At 72.5% G+C, this 17,432-nt stretch carries 18 protein-coding genes; 9 read left to right on the top strand and 9 right to left on the bottom strand.

Annotated elements, in window-relative coordinates:
• Positions 1-10 precede the first annotated feature (10 nt).
• Together C4U44_RS30830 and C4U44_RS30825 are read left to right on the top strand one after the other, a co-directional pair.
• The gene (locus tag C4U44_RS30830; RefSeq protein WP_103889443.1) at positions 11-727 is read left to right on the top strand and encodes a GAF and ANTAR domain-containing protein; all 717 of its coding nucleotides are present in this window, start codon (positions 11-13) and stop codon (positions 725-727) included.
• Positions 728-908: 181 nt separating this feature from the next.
• Positions 909-1,718: a GAF and ANTAR domain-containing protein gene (locus C4U44_RS30825; protein WP_103889342.1), complete on the top strand. Its 810-nt coding sequence runs from the start codon at positions 909-911 to the stop codon at positions 1,716-1,718.
• Between the two features lie 82 nt (positions 1,719-1,800).
• Here C4U44_RS30825 and C4U44_RS30820 read toward each other — a convergent pair whose 3' ends face one another.
• The 4 genes from C4U44_RS30820 to C4U44_RS30805 form a co-directional block, all read right to left on the bottom strand.
• The gene (locus tag C4U44_RS30820; RefSeq protein WP_103889341.1) at positions 1,801-2,538 is read right to left on the bottom strand and encodes a GAF and ANTAR domain-containing protein; all 738 of its coding nucleotides are present in this window, start codon (positions 2,536-2,538) and stop codon (positions 1,801-1,803) included.
• A gap of 111 nt (positions 2,539-2,649) precedes the next feature.
• Positions 2,650-3,165: an STAS domain-containing protein gene (locus C4U44_RS30815; RefSeq protein WP_322973705.1), complete on the bottom strand. Its 516-nt coding sequence runs from the start codon at positions 3,163-3,165 to the stop codon at positions 2,650-2,652.
• 94 nt (positions 3,166-3,259) lie between these two features.
• Positions 3,260-3,682 carry an SsgA family sporulation/cell division regulator gene (locus tag C4U44_RS30810; RefSeq protein WP_103889339.1) on the bottom strand — a complete coding sequence of 141 codons (423 nt, stop codon included), beginning with the start codon at positions 3,680-3,682 and terminating at the stop codon, positions 3,260-3,262.
• On the bottom strand, positions 3,679-3,966 hold the full coding sequence (locus tag C4U44_RS30805; RefSeq protein ID WP_160145146.1) for a DUF5133 domain-containing protein: 288 nt from the start codon (positions 3,964-3,966) through the stop codon (positions 3,679-3,681). The genes C4U44_RS30810 and C4U44_RS30805 overlap by 4 nt, the downstream gene beginning before the upstream one ends.
• Positions 3,967-4,407: 441 nt before the next feature.
• Here C4U44_RS30805 and C4U44_RS30800 point away from each other — a divergent pair, with 441 nt between their 5' ends.
• Positions 4,408-5,202 carry a GNAT family N-acetyltransferase gene (locus tag C4U44_RS30800; protein ID WP_103889337.1) on the top strand — a complete coding sequence of 265 codons (795 nt, stop codon included), beginning with the start codon at positions 4,408-4,410 and terminating at the stop codon, positions 5,200-5,202.
• Positions 5,199-5,423, top strand: coding sequence for a translation initiation factor IF-1 (gene infA, locus C4U44_RS30795; RefSeq protein WP_103889336.1), 225 nt, complete (start codon positions 5,199-5,201; stop codon positions 5,421-5,423). The genes C4U44_RS30800 and infA overlap by 4 nt, the downstream gene beginning before the upstream one ends.
• Before the next feature lie 78 nt (positions 5,424-5,501).
• Here the strand turns inward: infA and C4U44_RS30790 are convergent, their stop codons facing one another.
• The 3 genes from C4U44_RS30790 to C4U44_RS30780 all read right to left on the bottom strand — a co-directional run bounded on the left by C4U44_RS30790 (position 5,502) and on the right by C4U44_RS30780 (position 9,164).
• Positions 5,502-6,068, bottom strand: coding sequence for a DJ-1/PfpI/YhbO family deglycase/protease (locus C4U44_RS30790; RefSeq protein ID WP_103889335.1), 567 nt, complete (start codon positions 6,066-6,068; stop codon positions 5,502-5,504).
• Between the two features lie 265 nt (positions 6,069-6,333).
• Positions 6,334-6,621, bottom strand: a complete 288-nt coding sequence (locus C4U44_RS30785) for a hypothetical protein (RefSeq protein WP_103889334.1) — start codon at positions 6,619-6,621, stop codon at positions 6,334-6,336.
• A gap of 236 nt (positions 6,622-6,857) precedes the next feature.
• Positions 6,858-9,164 (bottom strand): NEW3 domain-containing protein, encoded by a 2,307-nt coding sequence (locus C4U44_RS30780; protein ID WP_103889333.1) that lies wholly within the window; start codon positions 9,162-9,164, stop codon positions 6,858-6,860.
• 390 nt (positions 9,165-9,554) lie between these two features.
• Here C4U44_RS30780 and C4U44_RS30775 point away from each other — a divergent pair, with 390 nt between their 5' ends.
• Positions 9,555-11,987 (top strand): glycosyl hydrolase family 95 catalytic domain-containing protein, encoded by a 2,433-nt coding sequence (locus tag C4U44_RS30775; protein ID WP_146088393.1) that lies wholly within the window; start codon positions 9,555-9,557, stop codon positions 11,985-11,987.
• Between the two features lie 271 nt (positions 11,988-12,258).
• Here C4U44_RS30775 and C4U44_RS30770 read toward each other — a convergent pair whose 3' ends face one another.
• Together C4U44_RS30770 and C4U44_RS30765 are read right to left on the bottom strand one after the other, a co-directional pair.
• The gene (locus C4U44_RS30770; RefSeq protein WP_103889331.1) at positions 12,259-12,489 is read right to left on the bottom strand and encodes a hypothetical protein; all 231 of its coding nucleotides are present in this window, start codon (positions 12,487-12,489) and stop codon (positions 12,259-12,261) included.
• Between the two features lie 127 nt (positions 12,490-12,616).
• A complete protein-coding gene (locus C4U44_RS30765; protein WP_235032472.1) occupies positions 12,617-14,233 on the bottom strand; it encodes an MFS transporter in 1,617 nt (538 codons plus the stop codon).
• 230 nt (positions 14,234-14,463) lie between these two features.
• Here C4U44_RS30765 and C4U44_RS30760 point away from each other — a divergent pair, with 230 nt between their 5' ends.
• From C4U44_RS30760 to C4U44_RS30745, 4 genes are all read left to right on the top strand, one after another.
• Entirely contained in the window at positions 14,464-15,243 is a 780-nt protein-coding gene (locus C4U44_RS30760) for a PIG-L deacetylase family protein (RefSeq protein ID WP_103889330.1), read from the top strand.
• Between the two features lie 5 nt (positions 15,244-15,248).
• The gene (locus C4U44_RS30755) at positions 15,249-15,956 is read left to right on the top strand and encodes a 4-carboxy-4-hydroxy-2-oxoadipate aldolase/oxaloacetate decarboxylase (RefSeq protein ID WP_103889441.1); all 708 of its coding nucleotides are present in this window, start codon (positions 15,249-15,251) and stop codon (positions 15,954-15,956) included.
• A gap of 103 nt (positions 15,957-16,059) precedes the next feature.
• On the top strand, positions 16,060-17,139 hold the full coding sequence (locus C4U44_RS30750) for a 4-oxalomesaconate tautomerase (RefSeq protein ID WP_200823461.1): 1,080 nt from the start codon (positions 16,060-16,062) through the stop codon (positions 17,137-17,139).
• A 69-nt stretch (positions 17,140-17,208) separates the two neighbouring features.
• Positions 17,209-17,430 (top strand): alpha/beta fold hydrolase, encoded by a 222-nt coding sequence (locus C4U44_RS30745; protein ID WP_103889329.1) that lies wholly within the window; start codon positions 17,209-17,211, stop codon positions 17,428-17,430.
• Positions 17,431-17,432: the final 2 nt, after the last annotated feature.

Here is a 17,432-nt window from a genome sequence, read left to right as displayed (position 1 = left end):
AGTGACGAAGATGCACGAGCCCGGTACACCGGACCTGACGGGACTGCTGCTCAGCACCCGGACCCTGGAGACCTTCCTGGACGCACTCGCCCAGAGCGCGATGGACTTCGCCACCGGGTCCGACGGCTGCGGCATCACCCTGGAGCGCGGCAACCGTCCGCTCACCGTCGCCAGCACGGGGGCGTCCGCGGACCGGATGGACGAGAAGCAGTACGGACAGAACGACGGACCCTGCCTGGAGGCGCTGCGTACCGGGCGTGAGGTGAGCGTCACCGACATGTCGGTCGAGGACCGCTGGGGGGAATACCCCGCCTTCGCGGTGGCCCAGGGCACGCATTCCTCGCTCTCGCTTCCCCTTCTGCAGCGTGGGGACACCGCCGGCGCGCTCAACCTGTACTCGCCGAGGGCGCGGGGTTTCCGCGACGTCGACGTCAGGTTCCTCCGTGCGCTGGCCGCCGAGGCGTCCGGCGCGATCGCCCTGGCCCAGCAGATGGCCGACGCCGAGGAGTTCGCCGCGGACCTGAAGGCCGCGCTGGTCTCCCGTACGGTCATCGACCAGGCGATCGGCGTGGTCATGGCCCAGCAACGCTGCAGCCCCCAGCAGGCGTTCGAGCTACTGCGGCAGGCGTCCCAGCATCGCAACGTCAAGCTCCGCAAGCTCTGCGAGGACATGGTCGGTCGCTTCGGAGGCCCTCCCGAGGGGCCGGAGCCCCGCCCGCGTCCTTGAGACGGGCGGGGTTCCACGCGCCTCGGGGGCAATCGCGCTGTCGGGCGCCGTGCGGCGGCAAACGGGCCCGGGAGTGACGTACCGTGGTGGAGTACGGCCCCGCCCGGCTGCCGGCCTGATGTCTGTCCGGCGCCGGTGCCGGAAGCCGCCACCCCGGTACAGCCTGGCGGAGATGGGAACGGTGAGACCCGATCGCTCCGGAGAGGGACGCGCGGGCGCCGGCCGTGAGCCGGAACGACCTCTGGAGCCCGACAACATCCGGGCGTTCGCGCGGGTTTTCACCGATGCCGTCACCGACGAGGACCCGCAGGACGTGCCGGTCCTGCTCTGCCGGGCGTGCGTCCGGCTGCTGGATGTCAGCGGCGCGTCGGTCTCGCTCTCCGACGGTGCGACGCCCGCGGTCCTGTGGTGGTCCAGCGACGAGGTCGCCGGCCAGCTGGCCGAGGCGCAGTACACCCTCGGCGAGGGTCCGTGCACGACGGCGTTGGCCCAGGTGGCGCCGGTGCTGGCCGAGGATCTGCGGCGTGCTCCCGACGCCTCCCGCTGGCCGCTGTTCGCGCAGCGCGCGGCCGAGTTCGGGGTGCGGGCCGTCTTCTCCTTCCCGTTCGGTGGCGGTGTGCAGGCGTCCGGCACGCTGGACCTCTACCGGCGGGAGTCCGGCCCGCTCAGCGCGCAGGACCAGGCGCTGGTCCTTCCGGCCTGCAAGGCCCTCACCTACGCGCTGATGCGCATCCACACCGATGCGGACGATCCAGGCACGGCCGGCCCCGGTACGGGCCGGGCCGGAGCGGACGACCGCCACGCGTGGATGGACGGCGCGCAGGAGGGGCACGAAGAGGTGAACCAGGCCACCGGCATGGTGATAGTGCAGCTGAGGGTGGACCCGCAGCATGCCCTGGCCCGGTTGCGCGGGTACGCCTTCGCCCACGGCCTCACCCTGACGGAGGTCGCCCGCGAGGTCGTCTGCGGCAGGCTGGTGTTCGACGAGTAGGCAGGACCCGGGCCCACCGACCCCGCCGTCACGCCGCTGGCGGCAGGCGCGCGGCCGGTGGGGAGCCGCGCGCCCCGGACGGTCACGACCTCGGGTGCAACTCGTCGCTGCTGCCCGGCGGCTCACCGGTGATGCTGGCGACCAGTTCCGCACACAGGTCGCGGAGCTTGATGTTGCGGTGTTGCGAGGCGGCTCGCAGGACCTCGAACGCCTTCTGGGCGGTGCAGCGTTGCTGTCCCATGATGACGCCCATGGCCTGGTCGATGACGGCCCGGGACTGCAGCGCGGCCTGCAGGTCGGTGGCGAACTCCTGGGCGTCGGCGAGGCGTTGGGCCAGCGCTATCGCGCCGGTGGCCTGCGCGGCCAGCAGCTTCAGCGGCTCCAGGTCCGTCTCGGCGAAGGCACGCGGGACGGGAGCGTACAGGTTCAGGGCGCCGGCGCTGTGGGTGTGCGGGGCTATCGGCAGCGACAGCGAGGACCGCGCGCCGCAGGCCGCCGCATAGGCGGGGTACTCGCCCCAGCGGCTCTCGCGGAGGGTGTCGGGGACGCTGACGATCAGTCCGGTGCGCATCGCCTGCAGGCAGGGGCCGTCGTCCTGGCCGTACTGCGCCTCGTCCAGTTTCGTGGCGCTGGCACCCGCGCTCGACACCGTCACCGGGCGGCCCTGCCGTTCGAGGGTCACCCCGCATCCGTCGGCACGGGGCGCCAGTTCGAGCGCCCGGCCGGCCAGAGCCTGCAGGAAGTCGTCCAAGGTGTCGGTCTCCAGCAGCAGCGCGATCACGTCCGACGCCGGGGACTGTGGCCTGTCCTTCAATGTCATCTCGTTCTAGGTGGAGCGGGGCTGCCTGGCGGGGCAGGGCCACCGGCGATGTCGCCGGTGCAGGAGGTCGCCGCGCGCAGGCCCACCGCAGGGGGAAGAGGGCGACCGTGGCTATGAGTGCTGGAGGGGCCGGCTGCTCGCGAGGGCCGGGCGCTCGTGGTGCACGCCGCTGCCGGCATCGGCCGGATGCGGTGACGAACAGGCCAGCGCCGTGGCCGCCACACCGCTCATCGTGGCGCTCACCCGCAGGACGCGGGTCAGGCCCGTGAGGCGGAAGACGCGGCGGGCCAGCGGACGGCGCGCGACGACGTGAAGTGTCCCGTTCCTGCCATGGACGGTGACCCGGAGCCGCAGCAGCATCCGCAGGGCCGCCGCCGTCACGAGCGGCGTGCGCAGATCGATGACGACCAGTCGCGCGGGCGACGCGCGCAGCAACCGGTTCAGCTCGCGTTCGACGTCCTGCTCGGAATCGGGATCGACCGGTTCGTCCAGATTCATGACAAGGCAGGCGTCATACGTATGGCTCGTGAGAGGCAAAGGAGCTCCACAAAGGTAAGTAACCTGTGGCCGCTTCCTGACCTGGGCACCATTATGCCCCGTCCCGGAGGCGGCACGCACCGTCGCCATCGCCGCGGGGGACGGGGAGGTGCGCGGTTCCCGCCCCCGGAACGGCGCGGGAGGAGATCCGCGGCCGCGTCCGTCCGGCTGCACCGCCGCCCGGCTACACGCTGTTCGTGATGGCGGCGAGTTCCCTGTCGAGCGCGGGGGCGATCCGGTGCTCGTCGACGCCGTCCCGCGCCCGTATCCTCCGGACGATGGTGGCGACGTCGCAGGCCGGCAGCCGCAACGCCGCGACGGACGGCGCGACGAGCGCCACCTCGACGCCCGCGACCGGGCCCGGTGCGGGCCGCACGATGATGTCCCCGTCGCCGGCCGGGCCCATCAGGCCCCTGGCGAGCAACTCCCACGCGAAGGTCCACACGACCTTCGTGCCGCCCGGTCCGAGCAACGCCACGCCCACCGCGAGGCAGTCCTGCGGCCGGTACACCAACTCGGCCGCCACCATGGCTCCGTCGTCGCGCGCCAGCATGACGAACGCGGTGGTGGGGACCCTGAGCGCCTCGACGTCCGGCGGCTCCGTCATGAGGGCGTGCCCCAGTCCAGGCCGTCGCTCCCGTCCGGCCCGTCCGGCCCGTCCGGCGGGACGCTCGGCTCCCGCGCACCCGTGTGCTGCCACGTGAGATCGGGGTACAGCCGCCGTACCTCGTCCAGCGCCTCCTCCGCGGTGCTGGTGCCGGTCAGCACGCACAAGGTGTAGGCGGCGCTGTGCAGGCGGAGGCCGGCGAGTTCGGTGTCGACCGTCCCCGCTGCCAGCGCCAGGTACTGCTCGACGGCGAGTTGCAGGACGACCCTGTCCGGCACGATCACGTCAGACCCCCACGCTCTCGGGCACGCGGGGGTCTGTCGCATCAGGGTCGCCGGGTCTGCGGGACAGGGGCGGGAACAGGGACTGGGGCAGTGGCTCGGGCATGGCCGCACTCCTCACACCGGAGGGAAGTGTGCCTATCTGCCGAAGCACCTGAATGCGCTCATCATTGCCCAGGCAGACCGGTCCGAAACAGGCCGGAACGCGTCGGCTTGATGACGAAACCCGCCGACGTGCACCCACGTGCTCCGGCCCCGGAAAACGAGTTGAGCGGGGCCGTGCGCTTCGCTACGGTCGTGGTGGATCGTGAAGTCGTCGTTGGGAGGTGAGACCCGTGAACACAGTCACCCATGGGTGCTCCCTCACCCCGCCACGGTCCGGCGGCTGACGTTCGGTGTCGCCAGGAGCGCCTGAGATCGAGGCACTCCTGGAAGGACACTCCTATGAACGCGAAACCCCTCACATCCGGCCCGAGCGAGAACGCGGTGACGATCACGCGTGGCGCGGACGGCCAATGGCACGCACACCATGACGACGTCGTGGTCGGCTGCGGCTATGCGCGACACCGGCCCGACGGACGCCTGTTCGTCAGCATCGACGCCTGGCACGACGCCACCTTCGACCGGCTGGCCGAGACGATGCTGGCGGAGCTGCCGGCGCCGCTGTACACGGTGGTCGACGAGGCGGACGTCGCACTGACGGCGAGCTGGCGGCGGGCCGGCTTCGCGATCCGGCGCCGCGAGTGGGAGTACGCCGTACCCACCGACCCGGAGGTGACCGGGCTCGACGGAGTCCTGCCCCCACCGGGCGTGACGATCGTGCCCGCCGGTCAGGCGGACGAGATCCTGCTGCGGGCGGTGGACCGCGCGATCCGGGACGAGGTCGAGGCGGCGGTCGGCTGGTGGCGGACGATGCCCGCGGAGGTGATCGCCGGCGTGGACGGCGACACCATCGTCGACCCGTCGACGTACGCGGTGGCGGCGGCGGACGACCGCTACCTGGGGCTCGTCCGGGTGGTGACCGTGATCCGGCCGCGCATCGGACTGGTCGCGGTCCGGGCCGGCGAGCAGCGCCGCGGTGTCGCGCGGGCGCTGCTGGCCCACGCGCTGGGCACGCTGCACCGCTCCGGGCACGCCGAGGCCCGGGCGGAGGTCCACGAGTCCAACCGGGCGGCCTCGGCGCTGTTCGCGGGCGTCGGTGCCCGGCCGGAGAGCAGCAATCTGGAGCTGGTGCGATGACCAGGATCAAGAACGTCATCGAGGTCGAGGGCAAGGTCGTCGAGTGCCTGCGCAGCGCCATGTTCACCGTGGAGCTGGAGAACGGCCACCGGGTCCTCGCGCACATCAGCGGGAAGATGCGCAAGCACTACATCAGGATCTACCTGGAGGACCGGGTGCTGGTGGAGCTCCCGCCGTACGACCTGACGCGCGGCCGGATCGTGTTCCGCTACCGGAACTAGCGGCGTAGGGCCTGTCCGGCGGTGACCGGCCGCCGGGTCCCCGGTCACGGCGCCGCTGTGACCGGGGTGGCCTGTCCCTCAGGGCGAGGTGACCAGTGCGGCCTCCACCTCGCGGAGGAAGTCGTCCAGGTCGTCGGGCGTCCGCGAGGTGACCAGCGTCCAGCCGTCGGTGTTGTCGGCGACCACCGGGCGGTCCACCCAGTAGCCGCCCGCGTTGCCGATGTCGGTGCGCAGCGACGGGTACGAGGTGAGCGTCTTGCCGCGCACCAGGTCCGCCTCCACCAGCGCCCAGGGACCGTGGCAGATCGCGGCGACCGGCCGCTCGGAGTCGGCGAAGGTGCGGGCCGCGTCGACGACCCGGGGGTCCATCCGCAGGTGGTCGGCGTTCAGCGCGCCGCCCGGCACCAGTAGCAGGTCGTAGCCGCCGGGGTCGGCCTCGTCGAGGGTCGTCGTGGGGGAGACGCTGCGGCCCGGCTCCTTGTCGCCCACCAGCGTCTGCACGGGCTCGTCGGAGACCGCGGCGACATCGACGTCGGCGCCGTTGCGGCGCAGGTGGTCGACGGGGACGACCAGCTCGTCCTGTTCCACCCCGTAGTTCGTGACCATCGTCAGGACCCTGCGTCCCTGGAGATCGTCGCCGGCCATGGGCCGCTCCCTTTCACTGGTGCGTTCCCGAGTCCCGTGTCCCACGCGTGCCCGAGGAGGCGGCCGGTATGCATCAGCAGATGGGGGCCGCGGCGCGTGTCGTCGAGGGCGACCCGTAGCTGCGGCCGGCGGGCGGCGCGGCGCGGTGGGTGACGTGGCGGCATCGCCGTCTGCCACGGCGCAGCGGCGCTCCGTCGTCAGGGCGGCCGACCGCCGCCGCCGGCCGGAGCAGGCGCCGCGCGGGGACGGCGGAGTGCGGTGAGGCTCAGGGAGCGCCGGCGCCCGGGATGGTGCGGCGGGGTGGCGGGCCGTACCCGCCGGAGGCGTGCTCGGTGGCGGCGGGCGCCCGCAGGTCCCGCAGCCGGCGGGTCAGCAGCCGCAGGACCGGGGTCCGGCCGGAGTGCTCGGTCTCGTAGCGGAGCAGCGCCTCCACCTGGTCGCGGTCCAACGAGGCCACGCGTGCCTCGATGGCGACCTGCGGCAGGTGCTCGTAGCCGGCTACCGGAAGGTCGCGCGGTGCGGGGAGCCCGGGTTCGTCCTCCCACTCGTCCACTCTTCTCACCTCTCCCGTGCGCTGTTCTCCCTTCGGCGGCAGGTGGAACGCCGCCGAACCTGCGGTCATCAGCTACCCGAGATCGGGGCGCGCACGCGGCCACGCCCGGAGGCCGGGGAGGCCGCGGCGCATGGGTGCGGGATCACCCGTTGCCGGGCCGGGGACCGCCCGTGAGGTCGCGCCGTGACGCCTGCCGTGGCAGTGCGGGCGCCGCGCGACCTCACGCGCGGGGTCGCTCAGCCCGCGCTGGTGGAGAAATCGGCGAAGTCGTCCTGGCCCGGGTAGCCGGGGTTGTGGGCGGTGCCGAAGAGGCCGACGTCCTGGGTCGCCGCAGCGGAGGGGACGTTCGCGGTGCTCAGCGGGGTCCACGTGGTGCCGTCGGTGGAGTAGTAGCCGGTGTAGGTGGTGCCGGAGCGGACCAGCCGGATCCAGCTGGGCAGGACGGGCTTGCCGACGCCGGAGCCGTTGGCGGCGGTGCCGGAGTCGAGCCGGCCGTCACCGTCGGCGTCCCACTGCATGAAGTAGCCCTTCTTGGCGCTCACTCCGACGGTCACGTAGCCGGGCGAGTCGGCGGTACGGGTGACGTCGTTGCGCACGATGATCCCCGTCTTGGCACCGGAGTTCGCGTACTGCTGCCAGGTGACGCGCACCGTGGTGGTGGAGCCGTCGTGCTCCGCGCCGGGGACGTACACCGCCCCGTACTCGTTCTTCGATCCGTAGACGTCGGCGCCGGCGGCGCGGATGCTCAGCGTGCTGCCGACCTGGGAGAAGTTCGCCGGCTCGGGTGTGGAGTCGAAGGTGCGGAACGGAGCCTGCACGGTCGCGCCGAGCACGACGGAGGTGTGTCCCGCGGCGGACCCCGCGGACCTGGCGCCGTTGCCCTTCTTCCAGCGGAACCCGGCGGTGGCGTCGAGTCGGGCCGTCGCGAAGAGCCGGGAGGTGGACGGCGGCGCGGTGACGCGGTAGGTGGCGCGGACGGTCTCGCCGGGCGCCACGGAGGCGAACGACGTCGTGGACAGGGGCGTGGCGGACCAGCCCTTCGGGACGTTCAGGGCCACGTGGACCTGGGTCGCGGCCGCCGTGCCCCAGTTGGTGAAGTCGGCTGCGGCGGTGCCGTCCTGACCGGTCGTCAGGCTGTCGGGGGCGGTCACCGCGAGGCCGGTCTGCGGACGGGCCGCGTCCGCGCCGGCCGGCCACGGGCGCACCCGGAAGAGGGCCGCGCCGTGGGCGGGGACGGAGGCCGCGAGGGCGTCGCCGGAGGCTCGGGTGACCTCGTGCGTCCACAGGTTGTCGAGGCGGTAGGAGGAGGACGCCGGCAGCCCGGCGGTGGCCGGGGCGACCGAGACGGTCTGCGCGGCGGACCCGGTGTTGAACAGCCCGACGACCACGTCGCCGCCCGGCTCCGTCTTGGTGAAGACCTGCGCGGTCGCCGTCTTGGTCACCCGGGTCGCGTTGACGGCGTCCTGGTCGACCGCGATCACGTCACGGTTCGCCAGCAGCCGGAGGTCGGCGGGGTCGAGCTCGGTCAGGTCCGTGCCGAGGAGCAGCGGGGAGGCGGCCATCGACCACAGGCTCAGCTGGGTCTGCCGTTCGTCGGGTGTCAGCCCGTCGTCGTCGCCGTTGCCGACCTCGATCGAGTCGTAGTCGTTGAACGCGTCCGGGCCGCCGTAGGGCTGCCAGGTCGCGACCTGGTCGAACCGGCCCGACACCTTCTGCCAGCTGGTGAGCGGAGCACTCGATCCGTTGACGCCGCAGTAGCACTCGATGTCGCCGCCGGTGCGCCAGCCGTTGCTGGTGGCCTCCCAGGTGGCGGCGTCGGCGATGCTGAGCGAGTTCGACAGCTCCAGGTGCATCGGGCGGCCGGTGGCGTCGATGGCCTGGTGCCACGCCTGCATCTCGGTGCGGTTGTCACCCGGGACGACGCCGCCGCCGGGACCCACGAAGTCCATCTTGATGTAGTCGACGCCCCAGGAGGCGAAGAGGTCGGCGTAGCTCTGCACGTACTCCTGCGCGCCGGGCTTGCTGAAGTCGATGCGGTAGCCGTCGTTGTTGGTGTTGCCGGGCTGCGTGGGATCCGCGATGTCCTGTATGTGGTACGGGGTTCCGAGGATCGGCAGGTTCTGCCGGTAGGCCTCGACCGGGACGCCCGGCGTCAGGTAGATGCCCAGCTTCAGGCCCAGTCCGTGCAGATACGCGGCCAGCGCGGGGATGCCGTCGGGGAAGCGGGTGGTGTCCCAGGTGTCCCGCCCGTACGCGTCCAGGTGGTCGGACCACCCGGCGTCGATGTTGATGTACTGGTAGCCGTACTGCTGCAGCTTGTCGTGCAGGACGCGGGCCTGCGCCTCGATCCCGTCCTCGGTCAGGCTGCTGCCCTCGCGCAGCGCGCTCCAACTGCTCCAGCCCATCGGCGGGGTGGCGGAAGCGACGGCGGCCGCGTCCTGCGCGGTCCCGGGTGAGGGCGAGGCCACTGCCGGCGGGATCCCGGCGCCCAACCCGAGGGTGAGCAGAAGGGGCAGCAGGCATCTGGTCAACTTGGCACGCATGAACGGCTCCTCGGCATGTCCCACGGCAACGTGCCGTGTCTTGGGGGGTATTGGGCGTACTTGACGCACTGGGCGTACGTGGTCTGTTCAACGTTGGAACGCACAGGTTCTACGGCCGAACGATCGTCACGTCAACAGATTCATCCGATGAATCGCGGAAGGGGTCGCTGATGCGACCGGTCGGGCGGTGGGTACGTGCCTCCCCGGCGCCCCGTAGGGGGGCAGCGCCGCCACAATCGAGAAACCCCCGATGTATCCGGGACGAACCGCCTGATCGCACAGCCCGGGCGTGTGCTTTTGGTTGACTCCTCCGATGTCTGCTGCTTCCCTTTGTTTCCGGTTGCCGTCGCTTGCCGTCGCCCTCCCATGCACCCTGAGCGGAGCCCTCGCATGCCCCGAAGTGGTAGAACCCGCCGGTCGTTGTCGGTGCTGTTGCTCGCCTACGGCACGGCGGTGGCGCTGGTCGGGCAGGCCCCGGCAGCGCACGCGTCCACCACGGCGACCACGGCGTGGCGCGACGGCTCGTACCACGTCGACGTGGCGGGCATGGTGCACAGCTCCGATGTCGTGCTCGGCCGGCCCGACACGGACCCGGCCCAGGCGATGCCCCTGGGCAACGGTGACCTCGGCGTCGGCGTGTGGGACGAGAACGGCATGACCGTGCAGTTGAACAGGGCCGACACCCTGCCCGACCGGCTGTCACCCGGCCAGGTCGTCGTGCCGGGCCTGGCGAAGCTCACGGGCGCCTCCGACTACCAGGGCCGACTCGACCTCTACGACGGCACGTTCACCCAGTCCGGCGGCGGCATGACGGCCACCACCTACGTGCGCGCCGACACCGACCAGCTCGTCATCGACGTGACCGGAGCCGACCCGGCGGCCGTGCAGACGGCGCAACTCCACCTGTGGCAGCCCCGCACCCCGACCGCCTCGGCCGACGGCACCGTCGGCACGCTCGCGCAGACATGGCAGGACACCACGCAACCCGGCGCGAGCGGCGGCACGTTCGGCGCGCTCGCCGCCCTCACCGCCGCCGGCCGGGACGTCAGCGCCGGCGTGGTCGACCCGCTCACGGTCCAGGTGAGCGTCCGGCCCAGGCCGAACGGCTCGTTCCGCATCGTCGTGGCGGCACCGCGGTGGACCGGCGGCGACGCGACGGCCACCGCCCGGAGGCTGCTGGCCGGCAGCGGCGGCGCCGACGCGCGGGGCCGGACCGCGGCCTGGTGGCACCACTACTGGGACGGCGTCGGGATGATCGGGCTGTCCTCGGCGGACGGTTCGGCCCAGTACCTGGCGAACCTGCGGACGATCAGCCTGTTCGCCGAAGCCGCCGAGCGCGGCTCCCTCCGCCCCGGCTCGCAGGCGGGTGTCGCCGACCTCTTCGACTCCGCCGGCGACACGCACTCCTGGGACCCGGCGTCGTACTGGGGGTGGAACCTGCGGATGCTGGCCACGGCGAACATGGGGGCCGGTGCGTACGCCAACAACGACGGGTACTTCGCCCTCTACCGCAACGCCCTGCCGAACACCCTCGCCTGGACGGCCGATCAGTTCCCCGGCTCGGCCGGCGCATGCACCCCGGAGACCATGCGGTTCAACGGTGTCGGCGTCCAGGTGCACCTGGCCAACGGCCAGTGGGGCGCCAACCCGTACCTGAACTGCAGCGCCCAGGGGCCGGCCAACTACAACGCCAGGACGCTGAGCACGGGCGCGGAGGTCGCGCTGTTCGTCTGGCAGACCTACCAGGACACCGACGACCTGGCATTCCTGAAGCAGAACTACCCGGTGATGGCGAACTGGGCCCGGTTCATGCTGTCGTACGCCACGACCGGCGCGGACGGGTTCCTGCACACCAGCCCGTCCAACGCGCACGAGACGCAGTGGGACGTCAGCGATCCGACCACCGACATCACGGCCATGACGGCGGTCTTCCCCGACGTGATCCAGGCCGCGCAGCTGCTGCACCGCGACCAGGACCTGGCGAGCGCGCTGACCGCGGCCCTGCCGAAGGTCCTGCCGTACCCGCGTACGGACGCCGCGACCATGACCCAGCAGCTCACCCCGGCCGCCGACGCCACCGGCCAGGACGTCATCGGCCAGTCCGGCCAGCAGGCCGCGAAGACGCACAACGCGGAGAACCTCGGCCTGGAACCGGTCTGGCCCTACGGGCTGATCGGTGACAGCGGCCCGCTGTCGGACCTCGCCCGGCGCACCTTCACCGACCGCCCCTACGTGGAGCACAACGACTGGAGCTTCGACCCGATCGACGCGGCGCGGCTCGGCCTCGGCGACGACATGGCGAAGGCGCTGACCGACCTCACCGAGACCTACCAGCAACGCCCGTCCGGCCTCGCCTCCTTCGGCGCCACCTACAAGGAGCCCTACGCCGAGCAGGGCGCGGTGGTGACGACCGCGCTGCAGGACTCCCTCGTCCAGGACTACGACGGCCTGCTGCGCATCGCCCCGGCGCTGCCCACCGGCTGGGACGCGGACGCCACCGTCTCCATCCAGCACCGGAGCAAGGTCGACGTGCAGGTCCGCGACGGCGTGCCGGTCACCGTCGTGATCGAGGCCGGCGCGACCACCGCCCAGCAGGTGCGCAACCCCTGGCCGGGCCAGAAGGTGAAGGTGGTCGAGAACGGCCGCACGGTGGTCGCACCCACGTCGGCGGGCCGGTTCACCGTGCCGCTGCGCGCCGGCCGGTCGTACCTCGTCGAGCGGGACGGCGCACCTGAGCTGCCCTTCGCCCCGGTCACCGGTTCCCCCGCGACCTCGGCCCGCAGCCTCGGGCCGGTCACCATCGGCCTGCCGAAGGCGGGCTGAGCCGGACCGGAGCCCGGGTCGCCCGGCGGCGGGAGCCGGGTGCCCCAGGTCACCCGACTCCCGCCGGCGGAGAAGCATCAGCTCTTTCCGGGACGGGTGACCCAGCGCCCGTCGACCCACGAGCTGACGGTCTCTGGCCGGGGCGGAAGGAGCCGGGCCAGGAGACGTGCAGGTCCGCCGCCGCGGCCGAGCGGCGCGGGGTGCAGCTCGCGGCCTGGTCGACGGGGCTGCCGGTGCTGTCGACCGTGATGTCGGGACAGGCGTAGACGGGTCACGTCGCGGTGGTCGTGCCGCCGCGGTCGACGGTGGACGCCAGCAGGTCGGTGGGCGCCTGTCCCTTGGTGACCCACGCGGTGACGGCGCTGAGGGCGCCGGCCGCCGTGGCCTTGGTGACAGCCGGCCCGCCCGACCCCGGAAGGCTCGGGCTCAGGGCGACGGCCGGCGCGAGACCGCAGGCCGCCCCGGTGTACCGGGTGCGGTGCCGGGACGCTCGCAGGGGCATCGAACTCCTGATTCGTGGCCGAACGGAGGTCCGCGGCTCAGGTGGGGAGCTCAGGCGAGGGCGGGCTGCGGGCTCGGGCGGCGCTTTCGGAGGCGGCTCAGGCGGCGGGATCAGGCTGGCCGCGCGCTCAGGCGGCGGGCTCGGGCTCGGGGCCCGCCTCGGCCTCGATCATGGCCACCTCGGCCTCCTGCTCCTTCTTGCCGCCGAGCGCGGCGACGGTCACCACGCAGCACACGAGTGCGGCGATGCCGACGATGAGGAAGCCGAGCGAGTAGCCGTGGTCCAGGGCCTTCACCGCGACGGGCGCGGCCTTGCTGAACGGGACGTCCGGCGGCACGGAGTTGCTGGCGACCGGGCCCGCCTCCTCCGCCGCCTTCCGGACCGGTGCCAGGGCGGTGTCCCCCGCCAGGTCGGAGTGGAAGCGGCCGGCCGCCCTGCTGAGCGCGATGGCCCCGATGAGCGCGGGGCCCATGGCGAAGCCGAAGTCGCGCACCATGCTGGTGGTCGCCGCGGCCATGCCCGCCAGCGTCTTGGGCACCGTGTTCACGACGGTGGCGGTGACCGAGGACACCGCGAAGGAGAAGCCGACGCCGACCAGCCCCATCGGCAGGATCAGGGACGGCAGCGAGGTGCGCGTGATCGGCAGGGCGGAGGCGAGGAACTGGCCGACGGCCATGAGCAGGAAGCCGCCGCCCAGGATCCAGCGGGCCTGGTAGCGGGCCATCATGAACGAGGTGAGCGGGAGCAGGAAGATCGTGAGGCCGCTGAGGAGGATGAACGCGAAGGCGGTGCGCATCGCGCTCTGGTGCTGGATGACCTCCATGCGGATGCTGATGGCGTAGGCGGTGCCGAGGAAGGAGAACATGCCGAGCACCGTGACCGCCGAGGCCAGCGCGAAGGCCCGGTTGCGGAACAGGTCCATGCGCAACAGCGGGTCGGCCACCCGGGTCTCGATCACCACGAAGGCGACGAGCAGCGCCGCGGCGACGGCGAAGGACGCGATGATCACCGGGCTTCCCCAGCCGGCCGTGGGCCCTTCGATCACCGCGTAGAGCAGCGCGAAGAGTGCCACGCCGATGGTGACCTGGCCGGGCACGTCCAGCGAACGCCCCTCGGGGGAGCGGGAGTCGGTGGCGAAGGAGTAGCTGAACACGGCGTCCGCGGCGGCCAGTCCTGCGATGATCCAGAAGGCCGTGCGCCAGCTCCCGTAGGTGGCGGTGAGGCCGCCGAGCATCGGGGCGATGAAGTTGCCGGTGGACAGCAGCGCCGCCCACAGGGCGATCATGCGCGCGCGGGAGGCGTGGGTACGGCTGCCGGAGGCGATGATCGCCAGCGTCGTCGGGAACAGGGTGGCGGAGCCGAGCCCGGCGATGATCTGGCCGACGTACATCTGGGCGATGCCGGTGGTGGTGCCGGAGATGATCTCGCCGACGAGGAGCAGGCGGGCGCCGCCGACGAGCAGCTTCTTGCGGCCGAAGAGGTCGCCGAGGACGCCGAAGGTGAGCTCCAGCGCCGCGATCGGCAGCAGGGTGCAGTCGGATATCCAGTCCAACTGCGAGGCCCCCGTGGGGTGCAGGACCGTCTGGAAGGTCCCGTTCAGCGTCGCGGGGACGGCCAGGCCGATCTGGGCCAGGCAGACCGCGAACCCCACGGCGACGATCGTGGCCGCGTTGAGGCTGGTGTGGGCGGTCGACCTGCGCGGAGCGGCGCTCGGAGTTCCGGCTGCCGACAGTGGGATGGACACGGTGACCCCTTGTCGATGGAGAACGTCGTTGTCTTCTCAGGTGGGGTGTGTTTGCCGCGGATGCCTGCCGGCACCGGCGCACGAACGGGTGAAGGTCCGGCGACTGTAGACCGGTGCGAACAATGGCGCAATGGTTGTGTCGAAAATTGTTGACAATCACGTAGCCAGAATCTAGCGTGGCGATCGTTTCCCCCGACGACCGTCCCGGCGGGGCTGTGTGGAGAGGCGATATGAGCGAATCGAGCGGATCGAGCGAGCCGGCCCCGGCGGTTGCCGCGAGCGGAGCCACCGGACCGCTGCTGGTGGTCAGTGCCCATGCCGGCGACTTTGTCTGGCGGGCCGGCGGCGCTCTCGCGCTGACCGCGGCCGCCGGCCACCGCGCCAAGGTCGTGTGCCTGAGCTTCGGCGAGCGCGGCGAATCGGCCGCCGCCTGGCGCGAGGGCAGGAGCCTGGCCGAGATCAAGGCGCTGCGCCGGGACGAGGCGGAGCGGGCGGCCGGTGAACTCGGCGCGGAGATCGAGTTCTTCGACGCGGGTGACTACCCGCTCATCGAGACCCCGGAGCTGACCGACCGTCTGGTGCGCGTCCACCGCGAGGTCGAACCCGCCGTCGTCCTGACGCACACGCTCGCCGACCCGTACAACGGCGACCATCCGGCGGCCGCCCGGATGGCCCTCCAGGCCAGGATCCTGGCCCAGGCCGTCGGCTACGACGCACCCGGAGATCCGCTCGGCGCACCGCCCGTCTTCCTCTTCGAGCCGCACCAGCCCGAGCAGTGCGACTTCAAGCCGGACACGCTGCTGGACATCAGCCCGGTCTTCGACCGCAAGCGCAAGGCCATGGAGTGCCTGCGCGCCCAGCAGCACATGTGGGACTACTACACCGACCTCGCCAGACGCCGCGGCGTGCAGCTCAAGCGCAACGCCGGCCCCAACCTCGGCCTGCACCACAGCTGCATGGCCGAGGCGTACGTGCGGCTGTACCCGCAGACCACGGCGGTGCTGGCATGACGCGGGTGGGGAACGTGGTCGTCACGGACCCGCCGCGTGCGGCGGCCGAGCACGTCGACGCACTGGCCGGCCACGACGTGGCGACCGTGCACGAGGCCCTGGGCCGCACCGGCTGCCTCGGACCGGGGATCCGCCCGGTCCACCTGGGCTCGCGCATCGCGGGGACCGCGGTGACCGTGCTGTCCTGGCCCGGCGACAACCTCATGATCCACGTGGCGGTCGAGCAGTGCCGGCCCGGCGACATCCTCGTGGTCGCCACCAACTCGCCATCGACGGACGGCATGTTCGGAGAACTCTTCGGCACCGCGCTGGCCCGCCGCGGGGTCCGCGGTCTCGTCACCGCCGCGGGCGTGCGCGACGTCGCCGAGCTGCACGCGATGGGCTTCCCCGTCTGGTCGGCGGCCGTCAGCGCCCAGGGCACCGTCAAGGCCACGCCCGGCTCGGTCAACGTCCCCGTCACCATCGGCGGCCAGGTGATCCGGCCCGGTGACGTGGTCCTCGCCGACGACGACGGTGTCCTGTGCGTCGGGCGTGAGGACGCCGCCCGCGCGGTGACGGCGGCCCGGGCCCGCACCGAGAAGGAGGAGGCCGCCCGTGCGGCCTTCCGGGCCGGCGAACTCGGCCTGGACCGCTACGGGTTGCGCGACCGGCTGGCCGACCTGGGCATCGAGTACATCAGCGCCGAGGAGTACGCCCGACGCACCGGCTCCTGAGCGGCGTCCCCCCGACTCCGCACGCGACGGCCCTGACGAGCCCACGGCCCCGACGCCTCCCATGCCCTGACGCCTCCCATGCCCCGACGAGAAAGGCGATGCCATGGAGTCGACCCACTCGGAGCTGCGGTGCATGCTCATGCGCGGCGGCACCTCCAAGGGCGCCTTCTTCCTGGCGGGGGACCTGCCCCGCGACCCGGCGGAACGCGACGCGTTGCTGCTGCGGGTGATGGGCTCCCCGGACCCCCGCCAGATCGACGGCCTGGGCGGCGCCCACCCCCTGACGAGCAAGGTCGCCGTCGTCGCGCCCTCCGCCGAGCCCGGCGCGGACGTCGACTACCTGTTCCTCCAGGTCGCGGTCGAGGAGGCCGCCGTCTCCGACCGGCAGAACTGCGGCAACCTGCTGGCCGCGGTCGGTCCCTTCGCGGTGGAACGCGGGCTCGTGACGCCCGGCGCCGAGCACACCCGGGTGCGGGTGCACATGGTCAACTCGGGCAGCCTGGCCACCGTCGCCTTCCCCACTCCCGGCGGGCGCGTCGACTACGCGGGCTCCACTGCCATCGACGGCGTCCCGGGCGGCGCCGCCCCGGTGCGGATCGGCTTCGCCGACACCGAGGGATCGGCCTGCGGCGCCCTGCTGCCCACGGGGCGCACCACCGACGTCATCGAGGGCACCACCGTCACCTGCATCGACAACGGCATGCCGGTGGTCCTCGCCGACGCCCGCGACCTCGGGATCACCGGATACGAGAGCCCTGCCGAACTCGCCGCCGACGTCGAGCTGTTGGAACGTGTCCAGGTGCTGCGGCGCGCGGCCGGCAAGGCGATGGGGCTCGGCGAGGTCACCGGGACGTCCATCCCCAAGACCACACTGGTCGCGCCCCCACGTGACGGCGGCACCATCAGCACCCGCACGTTCATCCCGGTCCGCCCGCACGCGTCGATCGGCGTGCTCGGCGCCGTCACCGTGGCCACCGCGCTGCTGCTGGACGGGGCGGTGGGACGGGAGATGGCCCATCTGCCCGACGACGGGACGCCGATGGCCATCGAGCACCCCGCGGGCCGCTTCGAGGTCGCCGTCGACCTGGACACGACCGCGGTGCCGCCCCGGGTGCGCGGCGCCGCGCTCGTGCGCACCGCCCGCAAACTCTTCGACGGCACCGCCTTCCCTCGCCCCCGCTGAACCCCCCTCTTCCCCCGCCCCGACGAGGTCGCCACGGCGGAGCCGCTCCTGCGGCCGACGTGACGAGCGATGGCCTCATCGCCCGGGCGCGGCGGTGCCGTCGGGCCGGTAGGGCGGCGTATCGGGGGGACCGCGAGCTTCTTCCTGCCGGTTGCCGAGGAGATGCTCGCCGAGGTCGCCGAGAACGTCACCGTCCGACCGATCGAGCACTCCGGGCACTGGCTCTCCGAGGAGCAGCCGGAGCAGGTTCTGGAGCGACTGCGGGAATTCACCGGGACGGCGGGCCGGTGACC

This window comes from Actinacidiphila yanglinensis, assembly GCF_900107965.1.
GTDB lineage: Bacteria > Actinomycetota > Actinomycetes > Streptomycetales > Streptomycetaceae > Actinacidiphila > Actinacidiphila yanglinensis.
This window is presented reverse-complemented; position numbering and strand designations above follow the sequence as displayed.